Source organism: Saccharicrinis sp. 156 (genome assembly GCF_050589685.1).
In the GTDB taxonomy this organism is placed as follows: domain Bacteria; phylum Bacteroidota; class Bacteroidia; order Bacteroidales; family Marinilabiliaceae; genus Saccharicrinis.
In genome coordinates, this window is the sequence record NZ_JBNGOS010000014.1 from 107,708 (window position 1) to 130,656 (window position 22,949).

Consider the following 22,949-nt stretch of genomic DNA (forward strand, 5'->3'; position numbering starts at 1 on the left):
GTTATGGTGAGTTGAAGTGAAGCAGCGGAGTGTCTTGTTTTGAAACAATTTCAATGTAATAGATTTTCTAATGCATATTGCGGGTTTAAAGCAGACCTGGGATGTACCTATTTAAATGTTTTGCTGTTGTCGCAGTATAGGTTCTAAATTTCCCGGATGGTAAGCAATGAGTTGTAGCCGCAATAGATGACACTGGTCATAGTCCAGATGGAGAATCACACCAAAGTTGAGAAGGCTTACGTCCCAAAATGCTGCCTCATCAGATAAATTGGCCTCATGTTCAAAGGAATGGGCACGGTAGTCGAACCAGCTTCATGGTCTTGTTCACATCTTAAATTGAATAGGTAATTTGTTTCCGGTTGTTAAAGACCAGCTCATTATCATCCAGCGGATCGATCTCTTCCAGGATAGATCTGCCATTTGGGAAATGTTTACAAGTCCACTGCCAATCTTCAATAATCCTGATTTTGCCATTGGGCATTCTTTCCGGTGTGGAAGTGCAAATTCCGGTTATTAATTCGTTTTTTTCGTTGGTGTGGTAGTATTGCATCTGAAGGTTGCCGAATACATCAGCACTGGCTTCCACAAATCCTGATTTTATTGGCCCTCCTTTGTAGGTGGCTGTAACCTGATTTCCGGATTGTTTATAAGAATACACGGTTTCTTCGGTAGTATCTCCGTTTTCGGAGTTGCTGATAGTGACAAATGTTTTGTTGTTGTAGTTAATCATTGGTTAGGTTTGATAAGTGTTTGATTGGCAATTTATTAGTTTTTAATAGAAATAAAAAGAAAATGTAACAGATATTTAATTTTTTCTTTTTTCTACGATCAAAGCATATACATAAATAGCAATGGCTGACCAAATTATGGCAAAAGCAATAATATGGTTGCTTTCAAAAGGTTCGTTGTAAACAAAAATACCAATCAATAACATGATTGTGGGTGCAACATACTGGAAAAATCCGACGGTGGTCAGGTTTACTTTTCTTGCACCTTTGGTAAACCAGTATAAAGGCAGTATCGTTATAATTCCGGTTCCTATCAAAAGAAAAATAGATTGTAAATCTAAATGGTTTAATGAACTGTCGGCATTTGACCATAGAAAACCTTGGTATGCAATCGCAAGCGGCAACAGTAGGGTAGTTTCAAATGCTAAAGACGGTAAATTGTCTACCTTAATAGTTTTTTTAACCAGGCCATAAAAACCAAAAGAAAAAGCCAAAATAAATGATATGTAAGGAAATTCTCCAACTTTTAAAGTAAGAAATAGAATAGCTCCCGTAACCATGGTTAAAGCTAACGTCTTGGTTTTCGTTAGTTTTTCCTTTAAAATAGTGATGCCCAAAAACATGTTCACCAATGGGGTGATGTAATATCCCAGGCCAGCTTGAACAATCTTATCGGCATTTACCGCATAAATGAATACCCCCCAATTTATACCAATCAAAATTGAGGTACTTAAAAGGGCGTACCGGTTTTTCTTATTCCTCCAGATTTGTTTAAACTGGTTTTTTTGGGTAATACCTAAATAAATCGTCAGCATTATAAAGGACCAAATTACCCTATGTGACAAAAGTTCCCATTCACCGATGTGTTTCAACGATTTCCAATAAATAGCCAACACCCCCCACATTAAAAACGCCTGAAGCACGTATCGATATCCCTTGATGCTCTGTTTTTCTTTCATCCCCACACGAAAAAACCGGGCAACAAACCCGGCTCATTTAATTTTAAAGAATATGATCGTTATCGTAGCTCTTAGAACTTTATTCCAAAATAGTTCTGCCAACATCCAATGACAAATCCCTGTTGCCAATGGCCAATTTTTTAGAATAATGTTGACGATATGACACCCGCATCCCGGTTGCTGCGCAACCTTACTTCCCCCAGCATAACAGCTAAGGGAAGAATAAAAAGGTTTCTTATAAAAACATTATTTTAAGCGAGGCAAATTATTTTCCTCTTTGTAATGCAGGTTGCCGGCTGTTGGCAGTTGACTCAGTTCTTGGTACTTGCTTCTATAATCTTCTGCTCTAGCTCATCCATTAACTCAGGGTTGTCTTTGATAACGCCTTTAACGGCTTCCCTACCTTGTCCGAGTTTAGTTTCGCCATAGCTAAACCAGGAGCCACTTTTTTTAATGATTTCCAGGTCAACCCCTAAATCAAGAACTTCTCCAACCTTAGAGATTCCTTCGCCATACATAATGTCGAATTCTGCCTTTCTGAATGGAGGTGCCACCTTGTTTTTAACCACTTTTACTCTGGTATGATTGCCTATTATATCTTCACCATCTTTGATTTGAGAAGCTCTCCGGATATCTAGCCTTAACGATGCATAAAACTTTAATGCGTTTCCTCCCGTTGTTGTTTCCGGGTTACCGAACATTACCCCAATCTTTTCCCTCAGCTGGTTGATGAAGATACAGCAGGTGTTGGTTTTATTAATGGTTGAAGTCAGTTTCCTTAAGGCCTGCGACATTAGTCTTGCCTGAAGCCCCATTCTCGAGTCGCCCATTTCACCTTCAATCTCAGCTTTGGGTGTCAATGCGGCAACCGAGTCCACAACTATGATATCAATGGCGGAAGAGCGGATCAGTTGGTCTGCAATTTCTAAGGCCTGCTCACCATTGTCCGGCTGCGAAATCAACAAGTTTTCAATGTCCACACCTAGCTTTTCTGCATAGAATCGATCAAAGGCATGTTCTGCATCAATAAATGCAGCTATACCGCCAGCTTTCTGAGCTTCCGCAATGGCGTGGATAGCCAAAGTTGTTTTACCTGACGATTCGGGACCGTAGATCTCAATCACTCTTCCTTTTGGCAAACCGCCGACTCCCAGGGCCATATCCAACGACAATGAACCTGTTGATATAACCGGGATGTCTTCAATGGCATTCTCACCCATTTTCATGATTGTTCCCTTACCATAGGCCTTGTCAATTTTGTCCATGGTAAGCTGCAATGCTTTTAATTTTTCCTTGTTAACTTCTTGTTTATCTGCCATTTTAAAAATCTTAATTTAATTCTAACTCGCTGTATATTTGATTGGTGTGATCTTTGGTATTTACTTTTTTTATTATCTTTTCAATTATTCCTTCCTCATTGATGATAAAAGTAGATCTAAGAACGCCCATATATTCTTTCCCATACATTTTTTTTAAACCCCAGGCATTGTACATCTCAAGGATTTCTTTTTGGGTATCTGCAACAAGGTTAAATTGTAAGTTGTATTTTGCGATAAATTTTAAATGCGAGGCTGAACTGTCCGGGCTTACTCCTATCACTTCAAAACCTTTTTGTGTTAACTCGCTATAATTCTCATTTAAATTACACGATTCCGCCGTGCAACCAGGAGTGTTGTCTTTGGGGTAAAAATAGAGAATCACTTTTTTACCTGCGAAATCACTTAACGAAATTTTTTTGCCGTCTTGGTTTATACCCGTAAAAGCGGGAGCTTTATCTCCTTCCTTTAAAATATCCATGGTTTAAAATTTAAGGTTACAAATATATTTCTTAAAAACTATTAATATACGGTATGGTTCAAAAGAGTTATCAACAAGTCGTTAAGAAAGAATAAATATATGGAGATTGTCTTTAAAATAATAATTAATTTTAATGTTAGAATAGTTAGGTGGCTTGTGGCACCAATTATGTTGTGACAAATGGGATATTATGATTTGCCGGCTAGCGTGAACAAGTTAAAAAACTATTGGGTTTTGGCTTGACCAAGTTAGGTATTTGATCTTATATTTATAATTTTGAGGATGATTTCTATTGAAAAGTATTAAACGAAGTTATGATAAAATATTTATGTTCAATTTGTTTTTGGGTATTGATGATGGGTACTGGGGAGTATTCCCTTATGTTAGCGCAGGAGCCGGCATATACGCCTAAAAAAGGATTGGAATATATAAAAGCTGGAGATTTTGAAAATGCCGAATTGGTATATGCTCATCTGTTGAAAAAATATCCAAAAGATGCTGCCTATAATTATTATATGGGTATTTGTTTGTTAAATAACAGGGGAGATCTTTCACAGTCGGTCAAAATGTTGAATTATGCTCAAATAAAAAGAGTAAGCCGAAAGGTAAACTACTATTTGGGCAGGGCTCACCAGTTATCGTTCCAGTTCGATGAGGCTATAAGCAACTTCGAAAAATTCCTAAAAAGCAGATCGACAGATTTCGAAAAGGTGAGTAAAGCGAAGTTTTTTCTTACACAATGCCGCGACAGCAAAAGAATTTCTTCCAAAATATATGAACTAACCGTATTGGATAAGTCGAAAACGTTGAGGGACGATGTATTGGAGGTTTATGCCCCGGCTAAGGAGGTGGGTCGCCTGTATAAAAATGGGGATTTTTTTGAATCGGGCGTTGAACCGGATAATGTTATGTTTGAAACAGAACGCGGCGATGTGGTGTATTTTTCCATGGCAAGCAGCTCGGAAGATACGATGAGTATTTATAAAATGCAGAAATTACTAGACGGTTGGGGAGATAGCGAGCGTATTGGTGAGCCGGTGAATTCAGTTTATAATGATGCCTTCCCATTTATGGAAACCGACGGGTTAACATTTTACTTTTCTTCGGACAGACCAGGAGGCTTTGGAGGTTTTGATATATACAAGATATACTACGACAATGAAACGCAGGGTTTTTTAGATCCGATAAATATGGGTATCCCTTTTAATTCACCTGATGATGATTATCTGTTTGTATCAGATGAGTTTAACCAGGTAGCTTGGTTTGCTTCGAACCGGGAAACTAAAGGTGATACTGTAATGGTATACAAAGTGAAGTGGGACGGGAGCCAGGTACGTAACATGGTGGATGATCCCGTTCAAATTGTGGAATCTGCGAGTTTAAAATTGGGTGGGAAAAACGATAATAAATTAGGCGGAGGAAGCCATTCCCTAAGTCAACAGAACAATGGAAACAGTTCCGGGAAGCATGGTGAATTTAGCTTTAGTATCAATGATACCATTCAATATTCTAACTTCGACTACTTTATTAATACTGAAGCTTTGGAATTGTTCAAGACAGGATATCAAATGGAGCATCAAAGGGACAGTTTGGCTTTGTTAATGAAAAACAAAAGGTCTGAGTTTGAGCGTGTGGCTAACGAGGTGGACAGAAATAGGATTGTAAAAGATATTTTGAAGCTGGAAAGCAGCGTGTATAATTTGGATGATCAAATACGTGAAAAATACCTGTTGGCAAGGCAAAAAGAGTTACATGAGATTCAAGATAGAATTAAACAAGGAAATTATAATAGATCGATACGTGAAGATCAGGATGAATCCAAAGTTTTGAACTTCGACGGTGTTTTTGTTCCTGAAAAATATACCTTTCATATAAACGATGAGTTTGTTCGCCATTATTCAAAGCGAGCAGATATGTATAACAAGCTTTTTTCGGAAAATGATATTGCCACATTGCGCTATGCAGACTCGTTGTATGTTTGGGCTAATATTTTAAATTTGGAATCGGCACGTCTACTGGAACATTCCACGCAGGTGGAAGAAGTTGAACCGGTAAAGATTGCGCAGTTACTAAAAAGAGTGGATAGTTTAAAGGGTGATAAAGAGGAAGCTACATCTACCCAAATGATCAAAGAGTCAAAAGAGCTTAAAATTCTTTCTAATCGAATGTATCACAAGGCATTGAATAAAAAGTATCCGATTTATTACCTGAAACTAAAAGATGCTTCACGTAAGTTAAATGAATCCAACAGTAAGGATATCTTGTTACTGTCGCAGCAAGGAAATACGTATTTTAGGGAGGCGAAAGATATTTTAAACGGACCGGAAGGTTTAAACTTTGAGTCCTATGAAAAAGCAGGCACAATAAAAAAGGCAGGTATCGAAAAACAAGAAAAAGCACTACGTTTATATAGTAACCTGGATAATGATGAATGGAAAAGCGCAAAGGAGGAACATCAAGGAACTATACAACAACCTTATACTAAGATTCACAAGGGTGATGCAGATAAAGAAACTATCACTAAAGTAGATAAGGAACTTGAAACAGGCACAATAATCACAGAGAATAAGGATTCTTCGGATAAAGAAATTTATAAAATTCAGATCGGCGTCTTTAAGAATCCCCCCAAGCAGGAAGCTTTGGACAAAATACCGGAAGTTTCGAAAGTGGTTTTAGAAGGAAGGGGCCTAACCAAATACTTCTCGGGGAATTATAATTCTTTCGAGGAAGCCCAAAAAGTGATCCCTGAAATTATTGAAGCAGGTTTTACGGGAGCTTTTGTTGTTTGTTTTATAGGAGGTAAACAAAGTTCGTTGCCTAAAAAATAATATTTGTGATTAATTTTATTTAAAATGGCTTTTTAATTAAAAAGTGCTATTTTGTAACATAAAATTTTAGCAGATGGTAGCTTTTGGAAAAAAATGGAAAAAGGATGGCCTGAGCAAAAGTAATGGCAAACAAAAAATGCTCGTTTTGCACAATGACAGTGTTAATTCCTTCGATTACGTAATAGAAACATTATGCGAGGTTTGTGATCATGATGATATACAAGCGGAGCAATGTGCATTTCTAACCCACTTTAAAGGGCAGTGCGAGATTAAAGTAGGGGTGGTGGATGAATTAATTCCTCTAAAAGACAGGTTGTTAAATAAAAATCTCACCGTATCAATTCATTAAATAGTTTATGACCACCGTTGTTATAGTATTGCTTATTTTGTTGGGACTATTTCTTTTGGTTCTGGAATTTTTTGTGTTGCCCGGCGTAACTTTTGCGGGTATTGGGGGAGCGTTGTTTATTGGCGTTGGAATTTTCATGGCGTACAAGGAGTTTGGCTCTGTCGGAGGCAATGCTACTTTGATAACCACCTTGGCCGTAATGGTATTGGTTATTGTTTGGTCGTTACGATCTGGAAGCTGGAATAAGTTGATGCTCAATACTTCCGTTGATGGTCAGGTGGAAGTGAAAGAAGATAATGCCATTAAGGTAGGGGATGAGGCGGTAGCAATCACAAGATTAAACCCTGTGGGAAAAGCAAGTGTAAATAATATTATAGTTGAAGCGAGATGTCCCGGACATTTTGTGGACGAAAATACTATTTTGGAAGTTCAGAAAGTTTTTAAAACTTATATAATCGTTAAACCTAAAAGTTAATATTATGGTGGAAGGCTTAGGATTTTTTGGCCTATTAGCAGTCATTATTGTACTGTTTTTCTTATTTCTTTATTACGTACCTGTATTGTTATGGTTCTCGGCCTTAGTTTCAGGAGTGCGTATTTCATTAATTCAGTTAGTCTTAATGCGTGTTCGTAAGGTTCCGCCCTCGGTTATTGTGCGAGCGTTGATTGAGGCGAATAAAGCGGGATTAAAAAATATCAAGCGTGACGAGCTAGAAGCTCACTATTTGGCGGGAGGACATATTACGAGTGTGGTTCATGCATTGGTATCTGCGGCAAAAGCTAATATTGAACTTACATTCCAAATGGCCACAGCAATTGACCTGGCCGGTCGTGATGTATTTGAGGCGGTTCAAATGTCGGTTAACCCCAAAGTGATCGATACCCCTCCGGTTGCCGCCGTGGCAAAGGATGGTATTCAATTAATTGCCAAGGCAAGGGTTACCGTACGTGCCAGCATCAAACAATTAGTGGGGGGTGCAGGTGAAGAAACGGTATTAGCGCGTGTAGGTGAGGGTATTGTATCTTCAATCGGTTCTTCGATGTCGCACAAGGCGGTATTGGAAAACCCGGATTCAATCTCAAAAGTGGTTTTGGAAAAAGGACTGGATGCAGGTACCGCATTTGAAATTCTTTCCATTGATATAGCCGATGTTGACATAGGTAAAAACATTGGTGCGGTTCTGCAAATTGACCAAGCTGAAGCGGATAAAAACATTGCCCAGGCCAAAGCCGAAGAGAGAAGAGCGATGGCTGTTGCGGAAGAGCAGGAAATGAAAGCCAAAGCCCAAGAGGCAAGAGCCAAAGTGATCGAAGCAGAAGCTGAAGTACCATTAGCTATGGCAGACGCATTTAGAAATGGTAATTTGGGTGTGATGGATTATCTAAAAATGAAGAATGTTGAGGCCGATACCGCCATGAGAGACTCTATTTCGAAGACGCCACCAGATAAACCCGAAAAAAAATAAACTAAATATATGGGGCTTAACAAGCCCCTTTATTTTTGTGCTGCAATTTGTTACAAAAACCGAACAGTAAAGTGTGTTTATTTAGCTTTATTTTTTTTATAAATTGTATTGCAGCATTAAAACATTTTCCTACATTTGCACTCGCAATAACGAAATGAGTATTGCTGACGGGGCTTGAAAAGTGAGGCCCGAACAAGTATTGGAGAGGTGGGTGAGTGGCTGAAACCACATGTTTGCTAAACATGCGTACTGGGAAACTGGTACCGGGGGTTCGAATCCCCCTCTCTCCGCATCTTACTGAAATCAAAGAAAAATATCACGGGGTGTAGCGCAGTCCGGTTAGCGCACCTGGTTTGGGACCAGGGGGTCGGGAGTTCGAATCTCTCCACCCCGACTTAAGATAAAATAAATTATAAAAAGCCCGTAAATCATCGATTTACGGGCTTTTTTCGTTTTACTCCTATTAAATCATATCAATTGAAATCAATGTAAATGCGGATCACGCACAAAGTTTGGGTCTGTTAAAAAAAGTATCCCAATGGATAGTGATGATAAATAGACTTTTTTTAAGTATGTATCTCTGTGTAATCGGCATCCGTTTTATTAAGCAGAATATGGCAATAAAAATTTGGAGGAAAGTTTATTATTCATCGGCTAAAAGTTATTGCTCCCTTTAAAATAATAATATTTAACCTGGTAACTACTTGTTGAAACCTGCCAACACCATTGTATTCCCCGTCAAACAATATAAGTCATTCAACTGTTAGTTAATTCATTCAAAGATGATTTTTTACTTTCATCAATAGTACGTTTTTTATAAATGTTAAGTATAAAACTGATATTAAAATGCTATTAAAACATTCCAACACAGTAGGGCTGCTTATCTTATTTCTGTTTTCAAATGCTGTTATTGCGCAAGAAAAATCGGTTGAGGTAAAGGGTGTTGTTGTAGATAATCAGGGAAATAAGCCCATTGAGTTTGCCACAATAATCCTGAAAGATAAAGAAACAGGTAAGAATATTACCGGAAGTGCTTCGGGAGAGGACGGTTCATTTGTGGTTCAGTCAAAATCAATCAATTTTTACGTAGAGGTCAGTTTTATCGGCTATCAGCCAGTTATTATTAAGGATATCAAAGCAAATGATATGGGTGTGGATTTAGGGACGGTGGCTTTGTTGAAAAGCAATAACCAAGTAAGTGAGATAATGGTTAGGGCAGAAAAATCCCAAACGGAATTTAAACTTGATAAGCGGGTTTTTAACGTAGGAAAAGATATTAGTAGCACAGGCATGAGTGCCCTGGAAGTGCTTAACAATGTGCCATCGGTAAATGTTAATATTGAAGGGGAGATAAGCCTGAGAGGTAGCAGGGGAGTCCAAATTCTTATTAACGGCAAACCTTCGGTCATCGCAAGCGAAGAAAGCAACGCACTCGGTACAATAACAGCCGAAATGATTGAGAAGATTGAAGTTATCACCAACCCATCGGCCAAATACGATGCAGAGGGTACATCTGGAATCATTAATATAGTGATAAAAAAAGATGAGCGGAAAGGCCTCAATGGTTCTATCTCTATGAATACCGGAAGCCCAGACAATCATAGTGCAGGTATTAGCCTTAATCGTCGTACCGAGCGGTTTAACTTGTTTAGTCAGTTTGGAATTGGCCATCGAGAATTACCGAGAGATAAAAAGAGCATCAATAGTGACTTAATCAATAACTCGTCGGTATATACCGAAGGAACCGAATACAGGAATGAGACCTTTTATAATGTGATATTGGGAACAGACTATCACCTAAATCAATACAATGTATTAACCCTTTCCGGTAATTTTGCCTACGAAGTGGAAGACCAACCTTCGTTAATAAATTACAGCTTGCTTAACAACGGTGCAGAAGAGGCTGGCTGGTTCCGGGAGGAATCGACCGATGCAAACAATCCAAAATGGAGGTATGAGTTGCAGTATAAAAAGGATTTTAAGGATCATAAAGAGCATCAGCTATTGTTTAGTGCCTTAGGAAACTTTTTTGGCAAGGATCAGTCTTCTGAATTTACCAACACCGTTACTGCCGGAAGCATTCAGGAGGATGACCAGCGTACGGCAACAGATTTTAAAGAGGCCAAATACACATTCAATTTGGACTATACCAAGCCATTTTCAGAAGAGTTTACCATGGAGGTGGGCGGTCAGTATGTGTTACAGCAGGTGAGCAACGACTACGAGGTACATAACTGGGATAATAACATTTGGGTTCAGGATGCTGGGTTAACCAATGTGTTTGAATACGATCAAAACGTGTTGGGATTGTACGGAACGGCTGCATACGAAGGGGAAAAACTAGGGGTAAAACTTGGCTTGCGCTTGGAACATACCGATTTAAAAACTTTACTCATCAATACCAATGAGGGCAACGACCAGAATTACGGTAATTTCTTCCCGTCGCTCCACACTTCTTTAAAGTTGACAAGTCAATTTTCGCTGCAAGCCGGTTATTCCAGAAGGATATACAGACCGAGGCTTTGGGACTTAAATCCGTTTTTTAACATCAGAAATACTTACAGCATCAGGGCCGGGAATCCTAACCTGAAACCGGAATTTACCGATTCCTATGAACTAACCAGTATTTATGTGCTCAACAAAGCCTCTTTAAATTTTGGTGTCTATTACAGGTATACTACAGATGCCGTTGAAAGGATTTCGGTTTATGAAAATAATGTGAATACCACAATGCCCATGAATATTGGGATCAATCATGCCGGGGGAATTGAATTTAATGGCAAGTACAGTCCCAATAATTGGCTGTCTTTCAATGGGGATTTCAATTATAATTATTATAACAGGCAAGGTGAATATGACGATACTTTATTTGACTTTAATGCCGACCAGTGGTCGTCGAAACTGGTGGGTAAAATTATATTGCCGGCAGAGATTGAGGTTGAGGTGACCGGCAATTTTAGTTCGAAACGAAAAACAGTACAACTTGTATATCAGGATGATTTATATGCCAGCTTAGGTCTGAGAAAGAAAATGTTGAAAGGTAAAGCTGTTTTAAACCTGGGCGTCAGAGATGTTTTTGCTTCCCGAAAATCAGAAAGCGAAACCAACGAAAACGATTATTACCTATATAATTTAACTGAGAGTGGCAGGTTTGTCACACTAGGGATAAGTTATGGCTTTGGAGATGGTGAGGCAATGGAGTATTCCGGAAGACGAAGGCGTTGATTCATTTGAGTGATCTCAAAACAGTAAGGTAAAATCCGCATACAACAAAAAAATCCACCCCAAACTAATGGAGTGGATTTTTTTTAAGACTATGTTGTCTAGTTCTGAAATAACGTTACACAAAAGGCCATGTTATGGAAGAAAAGGTTAAACCCGGATTATGTATTGGGGGTTCGTCATGAGCATTGCAAGTACAATAAAACAAGGCATTACCGAATCGAGGCATAACATCGTTCTGGTGAGTTGAAGTGATGCAACGAAGTGTCTTGTTTTAAAGTAATTTCAATGTGTAATAGAATTTCTAATGCATATTGCGGGTTAAACAAGAGTAACGCATGAATTGGCGTTTTTTTGTACAGACTATCTATCTTTTTTAAGTCTATCTGCCATAGCTTGTCCTAACTTCAAACAAGCCTCGTATTTATCCGCTTTAAGCGCATGTTTTTCCTCAACGCTCTCGCCAACGATTTCCCATTTGAGCTGTTCGCCGACAGCGGTAAGTTTTTTAACCGCGGCACCTGCCCATGAGAACGATCCTAAAATCCCAAGATAATGATGCTGAACACCCATGTGCACCAGCTTGGTCGTCAGTGACTCCATATTTGGGTGCAGCTCGTTACAGTATGTAGGGCTGGCTAAAATAAGACCTTTGTATTTAAATATATCCGAAAGAATAAATGAAGCATGTGATTTTGATACATCATGCACACGGATGTGCTTAATGCCGTTCTCCGCTAATTCCCGTGCCACAGCCTCTGCCATTTCTTCCGTATTTCCGTACATGGAGGCGTAAGCTACAACCACACCTTCTTCGGTTTCGTACTTGCTCCATCTATCGTAATATCCAATTACTTCTTTAATATAATTCCTCCAGATTGGGCCATGTGTCGATGCGATCATTTTAATATCAAATCCGCCCAGCTTGCCCAATGCTTTCTGCACAGGCGATCCATATTTACCAACAATATTTGAATAATATCTGCGCATCTCGTCGCGGTAATATTCAAAATCAAACTCGTCATCGAAAATACCGCCATCCAATGTTCCAAAAGTACCAAAGGCATCTCCAGAGAATAAGATTTGTTCTTTAGACTCGTATGTTACCATTGTTTCGGGCCAATGCACCATAGGTACCATGTAAAAGTTTAAAGTGTGCTTACCTAAGCTCAAGCTGTCTCCTTCTTTAACTTCGATGGTATTTTCCGTAATGTCAAAATATCCCTGAAGCATAGGTAAGGTTTTTTTGTTACCTACAAATTGAATGTCAGGGTACATCTTGCGAATGATGTCGATAGAACCACCATGGTCAGGTTCCATATGATTTACCACAAGGTAGTCGATAGGACGATCGCCAATGATGGCTTTAATTTTCTTCAAGTATTTTTCAACCTGTCCTATTTCAACGGAGTCAATAAGTGCAACCTTTTCATCATTTATAACATACGAGTTGTATGCCACGCCACGCTCAATAGGCCACATGTTTTCAAATAGATGCGTTCTTCTGTCGTTAACACCAACATAAAAAACATCATCGGTTAGTTTTACCGGCTTATACATATATATCTTATTTATTATTTCGGTATTCGGGTGATACAAAAATATAGAAAACATTCAATTCCTGAAACGTAGAAGGATTAAATGATTTGTATAACGTGGTTTTTATAGTTTTCTGATCAAAAGCCAGGTGTCGTTATATTTTTCAAATTTTACTCTGATTGAACCTACTTTATTTCTTGCATCCATTTCGTCGTTATAAGCCGAAACAGAAACACGATAAAGTCCGTTTTGGTTTTCAAGTATAACCGGTGTAAACCCTTCTTCAATTAATGTGCTTTTATAGTTGCGTGCATTGTTAAGTACTTTAAACGAACCAATAATCACATAATATTTATGTGCGACATCATCATTCGACTCGATAACTTTAACTTTTTCCTCTTTAACCACTATGGGTTTTTCCTTAACTATTGGTTTAACTACGGGTTCCTCCTTAATATATGGTGAGTCGCTGTCGCTAAAACTAGAGCTTCCGGCATCTTTTAAAGTCCTACAGCTGATTAAGCATAGGGTAATGGTGGCTAATAGAAATAATTTGTTCATTGTATTAATTTTATTGATTCCTGATTTTAATTCCTCAAAAATATAATATTCTTTGCAAAAATTTTTATTTATTTTTAATTACGCAAGGTTAATATGTGGCAAGATACTTTTAGAAAGGAATATTCTGCTATATTTGAACGATTACTCTAGATATTATAAATGAAAAACAAAGTAAAGAAGACGAAGAGGAAAATGACCCGAAGGATCAAGAGAATGGGGTTGTTTTCTATTGTTCTGGTACTTATTGCAGTATTGTTTGGTGGTAGGTTTTATAGATATATCAATGCTGCCAACGTGGATTTAACCAATGTTGAATCGTCTTATATCCACATTCCCAACGGAACTAGTTTTGCCGAACTTAAAAAAATACTGGAGAATTCGGGAGCTATAAAAGATATGGTAAGTTTTGAGTGGGTGGCTCAAAAGAAAGAATATGCCGACAGGATAAAAGGGGGCAGGTACAAACTCGAAGACGGAATGTCTAACAATAAGTTGGTAAACCTGCTGAGAAGCGGAAAACAAGAGCCGGTCAACGTTACTTTTAATAATATACGAGAATTGGAAAAGTTGGCTTCGGTTGTGGGGAAGAAGCTCATGACAGATTCTACAGAACTCATCAACTTACTTAGTAATTACGAATATATTGAAAGGTTAGGTTTTGATAAAAATACTTTGCCAGCTTTGTTTTTGCCTAACACCTATCAATTTTATTGGAATACCGATGCCAACGGTTTTGTAAAAAGGATGAAGCGCGAATATGATAATTTTTGGACTTCCGAAAAAATAAGTAAAGCGAGAGAAAAAGGTTTAACGCCAGTTGAGGTAGCTGTTTTAGCTAGTATTGTGGATGAGGAAACCCAAATGGCAGATGAAAAACCATTGGTGGCGGGATTGTATTTGAATCGTTTAAAGCGCGGTATGCGTTTGCAGGCAGATCCGACTTTAAAGTTCGCTTTGGGTGATTTTTCTATAAAAAGACTTTTGAACGAGGATAAGGAAATCGAATCTCCCTATAATACTTATAAATATTCAGGTTTGCCTCCGGGACCTATTCGAATCCCTTCGATCGCTGGAATAGATGCGGTACTCAATGCCGAGACGCATAAATATTTGTACATGTGTGCCAAGGAAGATTTCTCGGGTTACCACAACTTTGCCAAAACACTCGCACAGCATAATGTTAATGCGGCCAAATATCGCAGAGAGCTTAATAAAAGGGGCATAAGTAGGTAGCCAATAGGTCATCTGCCCATAACGGATAGCCAATGGTAGTTGTTGATTAAACACAATGGACTAGTGGCCCATGCACCGTTTCCTATACGGAGATACTTCCTTTATACACAAAAGTAGCCGGGCCGGTAAGCCAAATATTTCTGAACCCGGCCTCTGCATCTCCTTCAAACCAAACCTGAAGTTTTCCGCCTTTTACATCAATATTAAAATCCCTGCACTCGTTATTTTTAACAAAAGTGCTTATGGCGGAAGCAACAACGCCGGTACCGCACGAATAGGTTTCGTCTTCAACACCTCTTTCGTACGTTCTTACCTTTATATGGTCTGGAGCAACTTCCTCTACCACATTCACATTGGTGCCACCGGGTTTAAAGGTATCCGAATATCTAATTTCCCTGCCAAACTTAACGATGTCAAAGTTATCTATATCTTTTTTGTGGGTAACATAGTGGGGCGAGCCGGTATCTAAAAAATGATATCCGTCTTTGATGTCAATGGAGTTAACATCTGTCATTTGAAGGCTAACAATGCCGTCATTATATCTGGCCGTATGCATACCGTCCACTGCTTCAAAGTCAAATTTGTCGGCAAATTTAACCGCGCCAATATGCACCGCAAAAGCAGCTATACATCTTCCCCCGTTTCCGCACATCGAAGCTTCGTTGCCATCGCTGTTGTAATAACGCATGGTGAAATCTACTTTTGGTGAACTATGGTTTTCAAGGAGCATTAGCCCGTCGGCCCCAATTCCCATCCTTCGGTGGCATAAAAAACTGACAAGGTCATTGTTTTGGCTGTCAAAATTACCATTTCTGTTGTCGATAATCACGAAGTCATTGCCTGTGCCTTGGTATTTGTAAAATTCGATTTGCATGGTATTTGCGTTCAAAGTGTTTGATATTTAGTTTCTTTTGTGCGAAATTTGTTAAAGAAACAGTGAACAAAGTTAAGGAAAAATCAGTTAAAATTAGGTTAACGTACTTATTCTGGCATGATAAGGGCATATAATTTGCCATTTTTGAATTATGATTTTCATTCTAAGACTTACATGAAATCATAAACAGAGTTAGACTCAGGTTTAAAGGTAAATTAAATTGATGGATGCCCCAGTGGCATATAAAACTTAAAGTTATTCGTTATGAATGTTAAAAAAATATTTTTTGTGTTCCTGACAGCTGTGCTCGGAGGGATTGTCGGAGTGTATGCTTATGTATTATTTGTTAAACCGAACAGGGAAATTGTTGCCATTGAACAGCAAGTAGTTCCTGCAGCCCGTTATGCCTCAATGGGTGTTGCTACGCCTGTGGGAGTGCCGGACTTTACGGTGGCGGCGGAGAAGTCGGTTGAGGCCGTGGTTCACGTGATGACAAAAGCTACTGTCTCGGGTGATGGCTATTCGCACGGAAATCCCTTTTACGATTTCTTTTTTGGCCCAAGGGGTGGCGTAACACCGGATAGAAGTCCTGTCATGGGATCGGGTTCCGGGGTGATTATATCCGAAGATGGATACATCATTACCAATAACCATGTAATCGATAATGCGGATGAAATAGAGGTGGTGCTGAATGACAGACGATCGTACAAGGCCACCTTGGTTGGAACGGATCCAACAACCGATATTGCCCTTTTGAAAATTGAAGAGCAAGGGCTTGTGTTTTTAACTTACGGTAATTCAGATGATATTAGGATAGGGGAATGGGTATTGGCTGTTGGTAATCCTTTTAACCTGACTTCCACGGTAACAGCAGGTATTGTAAGTGCCAAATCGCGAAGCATTAATATACTGGCCAATAGAAATCAACCCATGGGCATTGAATCGTTTATCCAAACCGATGCGGCTGTAAACCCCGGAAATAGTGGAGGGGCTTTGGTTAACACACGAGGTGAGCTGATTGGTATTAATACGGCTATAGCCTCGCAAACGGGTTCGTATGCAGGTTATTCTTTTGCAGTTCCGGTGGGCATAGCAAAAAAAGTGGTTGGTGACCTAAAGGAATTTGGCGAAGTGCAAAGAGCATTTATCGGGGTTCAAATAGTAGGTGTGACAGCAGAACTTGCTGAACAATATAAATTGGATGAAGTAGAGGGTGTGTATGTGAGTGCAGTAACCGTAAATGGCGGCGCGGATGCCGCAGGCGTGAAAGAAGGAGATGTGATTTTAAGCATCAATGAGGTTAAAGTAAACACAAATTCAGAACTGATTGAGCAAGTTAGTCAGCGTCGTCCAGGAGATAAAGTGAATTTAGTTGTAAAAAGGGATGGAAAAAGAAAACAATTTACCGTAATTTTACGTAATAGTTATGGTTCAACGGATATTGTAAAAGAGAAACAGGGAATCTCCGATTTGTTGGGGGCTGAGTTACGTGAACTGACAGTTGAAGAGAAAGCGAAACTACGCATTAACTATGGTATGAAAATTGTTAAATTAACAGCCGGAAAATTGAAACAAAGCGGTGTTACTGAGGGTTTTATTATTCTAAAAGCCAATAGAGAACCCATTAGCAATGTAACGGATTTAAAAAATGTGATTGCATCTACCGATGGCGGGTTGTTTATCACAGGAGTTTATCCAAACGGTCAAGTTGCCTATTACGCTATTAATCTTGAAGATTAGTAATAGTTTAATTTGTCTCACCCTTTAATAAAAGAGTTGGATAATTGAATTAAAAAGTATAATTTTGCGCCACATTTTGCATATAGGATATGAGACAACTTAAAATAACAAAATCAATTACGAATCGCGAGAGTGCTTCTTTAGATAAATATCTTCAGGAAATCGGTCGCGAGGAATTGATATCTGTAGAGGAAGAAGTAGAACTGGCTCAGCGAATTAAAAAAGGTGATCAAATTGCCTTGGAGAAGCTGACAAGAGCTAACTTGCGTTTTGTTGTTTCGGTTGCTAAGCAGTATCAAAATCAAGGGTTAAGTCTTCCCGACTTGATAAACGAAGGAAACCTTGGTTTGATTAAAGCAGCCGAAAAATTTGACGAAACCCGGGGGTTTAAGTTTATTTCTTATGCAGTATGGTGGATTCGTCAGTCTATTCTTCAGGCTTTAGCGGAACAGTCCAGAATTGTACGTTTGCCATTGAACCAGGTGGGGTCTTTAAATAAAATCAATAAGGCTTACTCTAAGTTCGAGCAGGAAAATGAGCGTAAGCCTTCACCTGAAGAACTGGCAGATAAGTTGGAGTTACCTGTAGATAAAGTAGCTGATACTTTAAGGGTATCGGGTCGTCATATTTCGGTGGATGCCCCATTCGTTGAAGGTGAGGATAACAGTTTGTTGGATGTTTTGGTAAACGGAGATTCTCCGAATGCAGATAAAACGCTAATTAACGAATCATTGGCTCGCGAAATAGAAAGGGCGTTGGCTACTTTAACTGATCGTGAGTCAGATATTATTAAATTGTTCTTTGGTATTCAGACGCAGGAAATGACACTGGAAGAGATTGGTGAGCGTTTTGGTTTAACTCGTGAACGAGTGCGTCAGATCAAAGAAAAAGCGATTCGTAGACTTCGTCATACGTCCAGAAGTAAATTGTTAAAATCTTATTTAGGATAATTTTATCTGATATAAAATTTAAAAGCCGTTCCAATTTGGAGCGGCTTTTTTGCGTTATAACCTTCCAACATGTCATATGGGTGGAATTTTGGAAGGTTAATCCCGCCATATGCATTAGAAAATCTATTACACATTGAAATTGTTTCAAAACAACACACTCCGCTGCTTCACTACAACTCACCATAACGATGAAAACCTAGTAAGATTGCACTTTCAATGTTCACGACGAAGTTCTGATGCAAAATCCGGGTTAATGTAGTGTATAAGGCTGAAGTCGCGTATCTAATTCAGGGTGCTGAAGGGTTTCTGCGATTATACGGAAATATTAGAATGGAGGACGTAAAATCAAAAGGTGTGGTTCAGTAACAGATAAGGAAGAGGTTACTCCCAGATATGGCTAAGCAGGCTTTCTTATACATTTGTGCACCGCTATTTGACGACTATGCATATTCAAAACGAAAAAGAGACTGTCCTTTTGCGACAGCCTCTAATTGATATGTTCAGTATTGATTAATATATCAATAACCTTTTAATTATGTTTAAAAATTGAATTGTAATCCGGCTAAGTATAATCCTCCGATGTTATCCATATATCCAAATTCGGGCTGATCGTTATCCAGGATATTTCTTCCATTTAAGTAAAAGGAAATATTCTTGCCGGCATGATAGGTGATCTTAGCGTTTAACAGGAATTTACTGTCGATGGGCACTGTGCCGTATTGATTCACAAACGTTTGTTCTCCGTAAAAATATGCCTGGGAATTGATGTCCAGCTTTTCGAAAGGCTTGTAATTAAGTCCTATGCTACCCCAAAAGGTGGGTGTGGCTTTGTTGTCAACGTCATCTTCTAAATCAGTAGGCATTAGGGTTGAACTGCCAAGGGTTACGTGCCCCACTTCTGCCGGGTCGATGGTTCCTGTGGCAAGGCCATAACCTATTGCCGTTAGTTGCGCGTTGATCTCCTGTGCAATGGCTGCCTCATCCGATCCGGCATCTAAGGCTTGATCAGAAATTAATTGATCCCGGCTAACGGCCGAATAATTGTCGAGTTTTGTGTTTTGGTAGGTGGCATGTGCATTTAATACTAATTTTTTATTCACAACCCAGTCAAGCCCGATGGACACACCCAGTTGCTCGGCGGTTAAATCCATGTTTTGATACATAACATTTATAAATTCCGGCAAAATAATAGCGTCCTGCCCGTTCATCACGCCCAGAGGATTATACAAAGATATGGTGGTGCTGTCCGGCATGAGTGCCCCAAAGTCGTTGGTTTTCTGGTAGAAAGCTTCAAGGTCTAGCAAGACACTTTTGGCAGGTCTGGCACGATATCCCAGTTCTACCATGTCCATGGTTTTTAAGGCGTAGTTGTCATTGCCGCCAAAATACATTGAAGAAGGGTAATCCCTATTGACAATCTGCCAGGAGTAATTGCTAAAGGAATTAACCAGGAATGCAGATTGATTGGCTCTGGAATATACAGCTCGTATAAGGTGGTTGTCGTTAATTTTATAGGAGCTAACCAACTGCCACGAACCATACCAATCGTCGGGTTGGCTGTAATTTTCTGCGCGCAGGGCAGCCACAAATCGAAGTTTCTCGAAGGCGGTGTAGTCCAGTCGCATACTTGCGGCAAAAATTTCAAGACTTCTTTCGCCGTTAAGATATCCTTGCCCTTCTTGGGTTAAATAAGGGGTGTCGTCGTATGAAATAGACTGATAACCTACACCGGGCCTAATTTTGAGGTTGTTGAGCTTCAGGTCATATTCGGCCAGAGCGTTCGTTTGTTTCAGGTCCAATTCAAAACCTTCGTTTCCGGTCATAAAGTCAGTCCTGCCTCCGTTATAATTGGCCTGGAAACTTAGTTTATTTATATGGGCGCTCACATCTACATATCCTGTTGATGAGTTACGGGCGGAATAAGGGGTGGGTATGTCTCCATAGCTGCTGCTGATGTTATCTGAACTTTGGTAACCTGCCGAAAGATGAATGTTGGTGGACGGTGAGAATTGATAGGTCAAGTACCCGTTTACTCCTAATTTGTCTTTCGAAAGCTCAGGGTCGGGAAAGGCATCATAGATATCAGAAGTCTCCGATTCATTGCTTTCATTGCGTGAAAATAGATAATCAAATTGATCATTCTCCGGTGCTGCAGGATCGTTGAATATCGAAGGTTTTTCGATAGTGGCAATTTCATCTGCGGTATACCAGCCGTTTCCAACTGTGACACCGTTTATCATGGCATCCGGGTTATTGTAAATGTAAATCTTATCCGTATTTCTATTGCGGTACTCATAATTAGCTGTGATGCCCAGCCCCAGTTTTTCGTTGATCTGTTTTCGGAAGGCCACATCTCCAATGTAAGTGTTTTGGTTTCCGGCCTGGAAATTTCCCGAAAATAACGGTGAGTCCTTGTCGATATCTTTGGTCATGATATTGATTACGCCGGTAACGGCATTGGAGCCATATAATGCGCTGGATGGACCACGTACCACCTCAATCCGGTCCACATCGCCTATACTAATGGGTAATGACTCCCATAGGGTACCACCGTGCGAATAATTAAATACGGGACGACCGTTTAGCATAACCAGTGTATTGGTGTTTTCTGAGTATAACATCATGTTTTTGGCTGGTAAGTTGTCGTTGCCCCTGATGTGTATATCGTAGTTTCCGTTGGTTTTCTCCCTCACAATCATGCCGGGTACCAAGCGCAACGCTTCCGGGATGCAAGTGGCGCCTGAGGCAACAATTTGATCATGACTGAGAACGGTAGTGGATAGTGGAGAATCAAACAGGCTTTCTTCCGATTTTGATGCGGATGTAACGTCCTTGTTTAAAAGTAGTTCGTAAAGTTCATCTAAACTCGATGCGCCCACAATATCCATTAACTTGGTGAGTTCCTCCAGGTCATATAGCGATAGTTCTTCAATGGTCATTTCCAATACTTGACCACGTGTGAGACTGTTGATGTCTCTTTTGTTTTCTTGTGCTATTACGGATGCAGTAATAAACATCAATAAAACAACAGTAATATATTTTCTAAATAACATGCTTTGTGTTTTATTTAATTTCAATTCCTAACGTTACTAATTTGGGGTCGATGTTTAAATGGTGGGAGGTGATGTTCCGCTTACATATTTCGAATTTCATTTTACCTCCCTGCATGGTGTAATTAATGCCTGCACCTTTATTGCAAAGGTTGGTGTTGTCAGTTATAATAAGCGTGGATTTTCCGGCGAAGAAACTGGTTATCTTGCCAATCTCACCGGACTTGGCACTGGGCACGTAAAAAATGTTGGCATTACCGGCTTCTGAAGGTGAACTTACGTTTGCAACAACAATGCTTTTGTTGTTGATTTTTCTGGCGGCAGCCAGTTTATTAAGCTCTGCAATAATTTCATCATCCCCATATACACCTATGATGAACTCTTTCTGGGATTCTTGGTTGGGCCACTCAATGTACTTGGCAAAGTTAAACATAAACAATGCCTTGAACATAGATTGCTGACCACTGAGCGACAACGACATAAGAATCATCATCATTGCAATCAACTTCTTCTTCATACTTTAATTGATTAAGTTATTCGATTAAATAGTTAAATTATTCTATTCTTATTCGCATAGGTGATGATAAGGTTTCAACCGATCATGCCGTTTTTGATGACATATGGTCTGTTAATTATTATTAAAATCTTCAAAATCCATTAAAAATTTGGTCAGGGGATTAGAAAATAATTTTTAAAGTACTGAAAAATAGTGCGCTTAAAACGTTATTGTTTTGGGGGCTTAATTATTAATTGTCAAAATTAAACATAATAGCGGGTGTTTGTTAACAACCATTAATATGTGATAATCCTTGATTAACGCGGCCAATTATTAGACGAAGTTTTGTTGAAAAAAACGCTCAAATGGACAAGCTATGTTAATATTTTTGAGTTGTATACCAAAAAGGTTGAGAAATATTGAATTGTCGATTGATAACGAAACGGTTATATTTAGATTGAATATAAATAGTTAAAAAAAACAAATACAATGTTAGTAAATGTTAATTAAAACTATATTTTTATGCAAGAAAACAAGTAGGATAAGTAGGATACAAAAATTACATCATTATGAAAAAAAGGATTGCTGCATTAATAATCTTCCTAACATGCATTTCAAGTTCGATTGTTATAGGACAAACAAGTTATCAACTTGATCTGGAAAATAGTTCTTTGACCGTAAAGGGAACTTCGACCATTCATGATTGGGAAATGAACGTAGAAAAGTTTAAAGGACAGATGGTGCTTGCTGATGAGGATATTCATGGATTGATGTCGGGCAGTTTGGCGGTTGAGGTAAATTCAATAAAAAGTAATCATAAACTAATGAATAAGAAAGCTTATGAGGCTCTTAAAGAGGATGAATTTCCTCAGATTGTAGTTGATGTTATTCAAGTATCAAATCAGTCAAGTAAGGGTAATGCTAAGGTAGTTATAACTATTGCAGGTAAAAAAAGAGAGATAACGGAGGAGTTTTTAATCATTTACCTAGAGAATGGAGGCATAGAAATCAAAGGAGAACTCCACCTTAAAATGTCTGATTTTGATGTTGATGCGCCCGTGGCTATGATGGGTACGATTAAAACGGGTAATGAAGTACAAGTAGCATATAGTTTTGTCTACAAGAAAAGTTAAAACTTTGATTGTTTTTTTTAATAG

At 39.0% G+C, this 22,949-nt stretch carries 18 protein-coding genes and 2 tRNA genes; 11 read left to right on the forward strand and 9 right to left on the reverse strand.

The annotated features are described in order from the left end of the window. Window positions 1-331 precede the first annotated feature (331 nt). From ACRD64_RS10910 to bcp, 4 genes are all read right to left on the reverse strand, one after another. Window positions 332-730: a n-acetylglutamate synthase gene (locus tag ACRD64_RS10910; protein WP_430933382.1), complete on the reverse strand. Its 399-nt coding sequence runs from the start codon at window positions 728-730 to the stop codon at window positions 332-334. A gap of 75 nt (window positions 731-805) precedes the next feature. After that, window positions 806-1,687: an EamA family transporter RarD gene (rarD, locus tag ACRD64_RS10915; RefSeq protein WP_430933383.1), complete on the reverse strand. Its 882-nt coding sequence runs from the start codon at window positions 1,685-1,687 to the stop codon at window positions 806-808. A gap of 311 nt (window positions 1,688-1,998) precedes the next feature. Next, window positions 1,999-3,006: a recombinase RecA gene (gene recA, locus ACRD64_RS10920; RefSeq protein WP_430933384.1), complete on the reverse strand. Its 1,008-nt coding sequence runs from the start codon at window positions 3,004-3,006 to the stop codon at window positions 1,999-2,001. Between the two features lie 10 nt (window positions 3,007-3,016). Beyond that, window positions 3,017-3,484, reverse strand: a complete 468-nt coding sequence (bcp, locus tag ACRD64_RS10925) for a thioredoxin-dependent thiol peroxidase (RefSeq protein ID WP_430933385.1) — start codon at window positions 3,482-3,484, stop codon at window positions 3,017-3,019. A 314-nt stretch (window positions 3,485-3,798) separates the two neighbouring features. On the opposite strand from bcp, the gene ACRD64_RS10930 reads away from it, so the two are divergent. The 7 genes from ACRD64_RS10930 (at window position 3,799) to ACRD64_RS10960 (ending at window position 11,352) form a co-directional block, all read left to right on the forward strand. Further along, window positions 3,799-6,312, forward strand: coding sequence for a hypothetical protein (locus ACRD64_RS10930; protein ID WP_430933386.1), 2,514 nt, complete (start codon window positions 3,799-3,801; stop codon window positions 6,310-6,312). 73 nt (window positions 6,313-6,385) lie between these two features. Beyond that, on the forward strand, window positions 6,386-6,661 hold the full coding sequence (locus ACRD64_RS10935) for an ATP-dependent Clp protease adaptor ClpS (RefSeq protein ID WP_430933387.1): 276 nt from the start codon (window positions 6,386-6,388) through the stop codon (window positions 6,659-6,661). 7 nt (window positions 6,662-6,668) lie between these two features. Beyond that, a complete protein-coding gene (locus ACRD64_RS10940) occupies window positions 6,669-7,136 on the forward strand; it encodes an NfeD family protein (RefSeq protein WP_430933388.1) in 468 nt (155 codons plus the stop codon). Between the two features lie 4 nt (window positions 7,137-7,140). Continuing rightward, a complete protein-coding gene (gene floA / locus ACRD64_RS10945) occupies window positions 7,141-8,127 on the forward strand; it encodes a flotillin-like protein FloA (protein ID WP_430933389.1) in 987 nt (328 codons plus the stop codon). Window positions 8,128-8,328: 201 nt separating this feature from the next. Further along, window positions 8,329-8,417, forward strand: a tRNA-Ser gene (locus ACRD64_RS10950). Window positions 8,418-8,446: 29 nt separating this feature from the next. Beyond that, window positions 8,447-8,521, forward strand: a tRNA-Pro gene (locus tag ACRD64_RS10955). Between the two features lie 452 nt (window positions 8,522-8,973). Next, entirely contained in the window at window positions 8,974-11,352 is a 2,379-nt protein-coding gene (locus tag ACRD64_RS10960; protein WP_430933390.1) for a TonB-dependent receptor domain-containing protein, read from the forward strand. A 360-nt stretch (window positions 11,353-11,712) separates the two neighbouring features. Here the strand turns inward: ACRD64_RS10960 and ACRD64_RS10965 are convergent, their stop codons facing one another. Together ACRD64_RS10965 and ACRD64_RS10970 are read right to left on the reverse strand one after the other, a co-directional pair. Continuing rightward, window positions 11,713-12,909, reverse strand: coding sequence for an FprA family A-type flavoprotein (locus ACRD64_RS10965; RefSeq protein ID WP_430933391.1), 1,197 nt, complete (start codon window positions 12,907-12,909; stop codon window positions 11,713-11,715). Between the two features lie 102 nt (window positions 12,910-13,011). Next, complete coding sequence (locus ACRD64_RS10970) at window positions 13,012-13,449, reverse strand: SPOR domain-containing protein (protein ID WP_430933392.1); 438 nt, start codon at window positions 13,447-13,449, stop codon at window positions 13,012-13,014. Window positions 13,450-13,608: 159 nt separating this feature from the next. Between ACRD64_RS10970 and mltG the strand changes: the two genes are divergently transcribed. Beyond that, window positions 13,609-14,682, forward strand: a complete 1,074-nt coding sequence (mltG, locus tag ACRD64_RS10975; RefSeq protein ID WP_430933393.1) for an endolytic transglycosylase MltG — start codon at window positions 13,609-13,611, stop codon at window positions 14,680-14,682. Window positions 14,683-14,764: 82 nt separating this feature from the next. Here mltG and dapF read toward each other — a convergent pair whose 3' ends face one another. Then, entirely contained in the window at window positions 14,765-15,556 is a 792-nt protein-coding gene (gene dapF / locus ACRD64_RS10980) for a diaminopimelate epimerase (protein WP_430933394.1), read from the reverse strand. A gap of 264 nt (window positions 15,557-15,820) precedes the next feature. On the opposite strand from dapF, the gene ACRD64_RS10985 reads away from it, so the two are divergent. Both ACRD64_RS10985 and ACRD64_RS10990 read left to right on the forward strand, forming a co-directional pair. Next, window positions 15,821-17,296: a Do family serine endopeptidase gene (locus tag ACRD64_RS10985; protein ID WP_430933395.1), complete on the forward strand. Its 1,476-nt coding sequence runs from the start codon at window positions 15,821-15,823 to the stop codon at window positions 17,294-17,296. 89 nt (window positions 17,297-17,385) lie between these two features. Next, on the forward strand, window positions 17,386-18,246 hold the full coding sequence (locus tag ACRD64_RS10990) for a sigma-70 family RNA polymerase sigma factor (RefSeq protein WP_430933396.1): 861 nt from the start codon (window positions 17,386-17,388) through the stop codon (window positions 18,244-18,246). 539 nt (window positions 18,247-18,785) lie between these two features. Here ACRD64_RS10990 and ACRD64_RS10995 read toward each other — a convergent pair. Both ACRD64_RS10995 and ACRD64_RS11000 read right to left on the reverse strand, forming a co-directional pair. After that, window positions 18,786-21,299, reverse strand: coding sequence for a TonB-dependent receptor plug domain-containing protein (locus ACRD64_RS10995; RefSeq protein ID WP_430933397.1), 2,514 nt, complete (start codon window positions 21,297-21,299; stop codon window positions 18,786-18,788). A gap of 10 nt (window positions 21,300-21,309) precedes the next feature. After that, window positions 21,310-21,813 carry a YfiR family protein gene (locus tag ACRD64_RS11000; RefSeq protein ID WP_430933398.1) on the reverse strand — a complete coding sequence of 168 codons (504 nt, stop codon included), beginning with the start codon at window positions 21,811-21,813 and terminating at the stop codon, window positions 21,310-21,312. Window positions 21,814-22,361: 548 nt separating this feature from the next. Here ACRD64_RS11000 and ACRD64_RS11005 point away from each other — a divergent pair. Continuing rightward, window positions 22,362-22,925: a YceI family protein gene (locus tag ACRD64_RS11005; protein WP_430933399.1), complete on the forward strand. Its 564-nt coding sequence runs from the start codon at window positions 22,362-22,364 to the stop codon at window positions 22,923-22,925. Window positions 22,926-22,949: the final 24 nt, after the last annotated feature.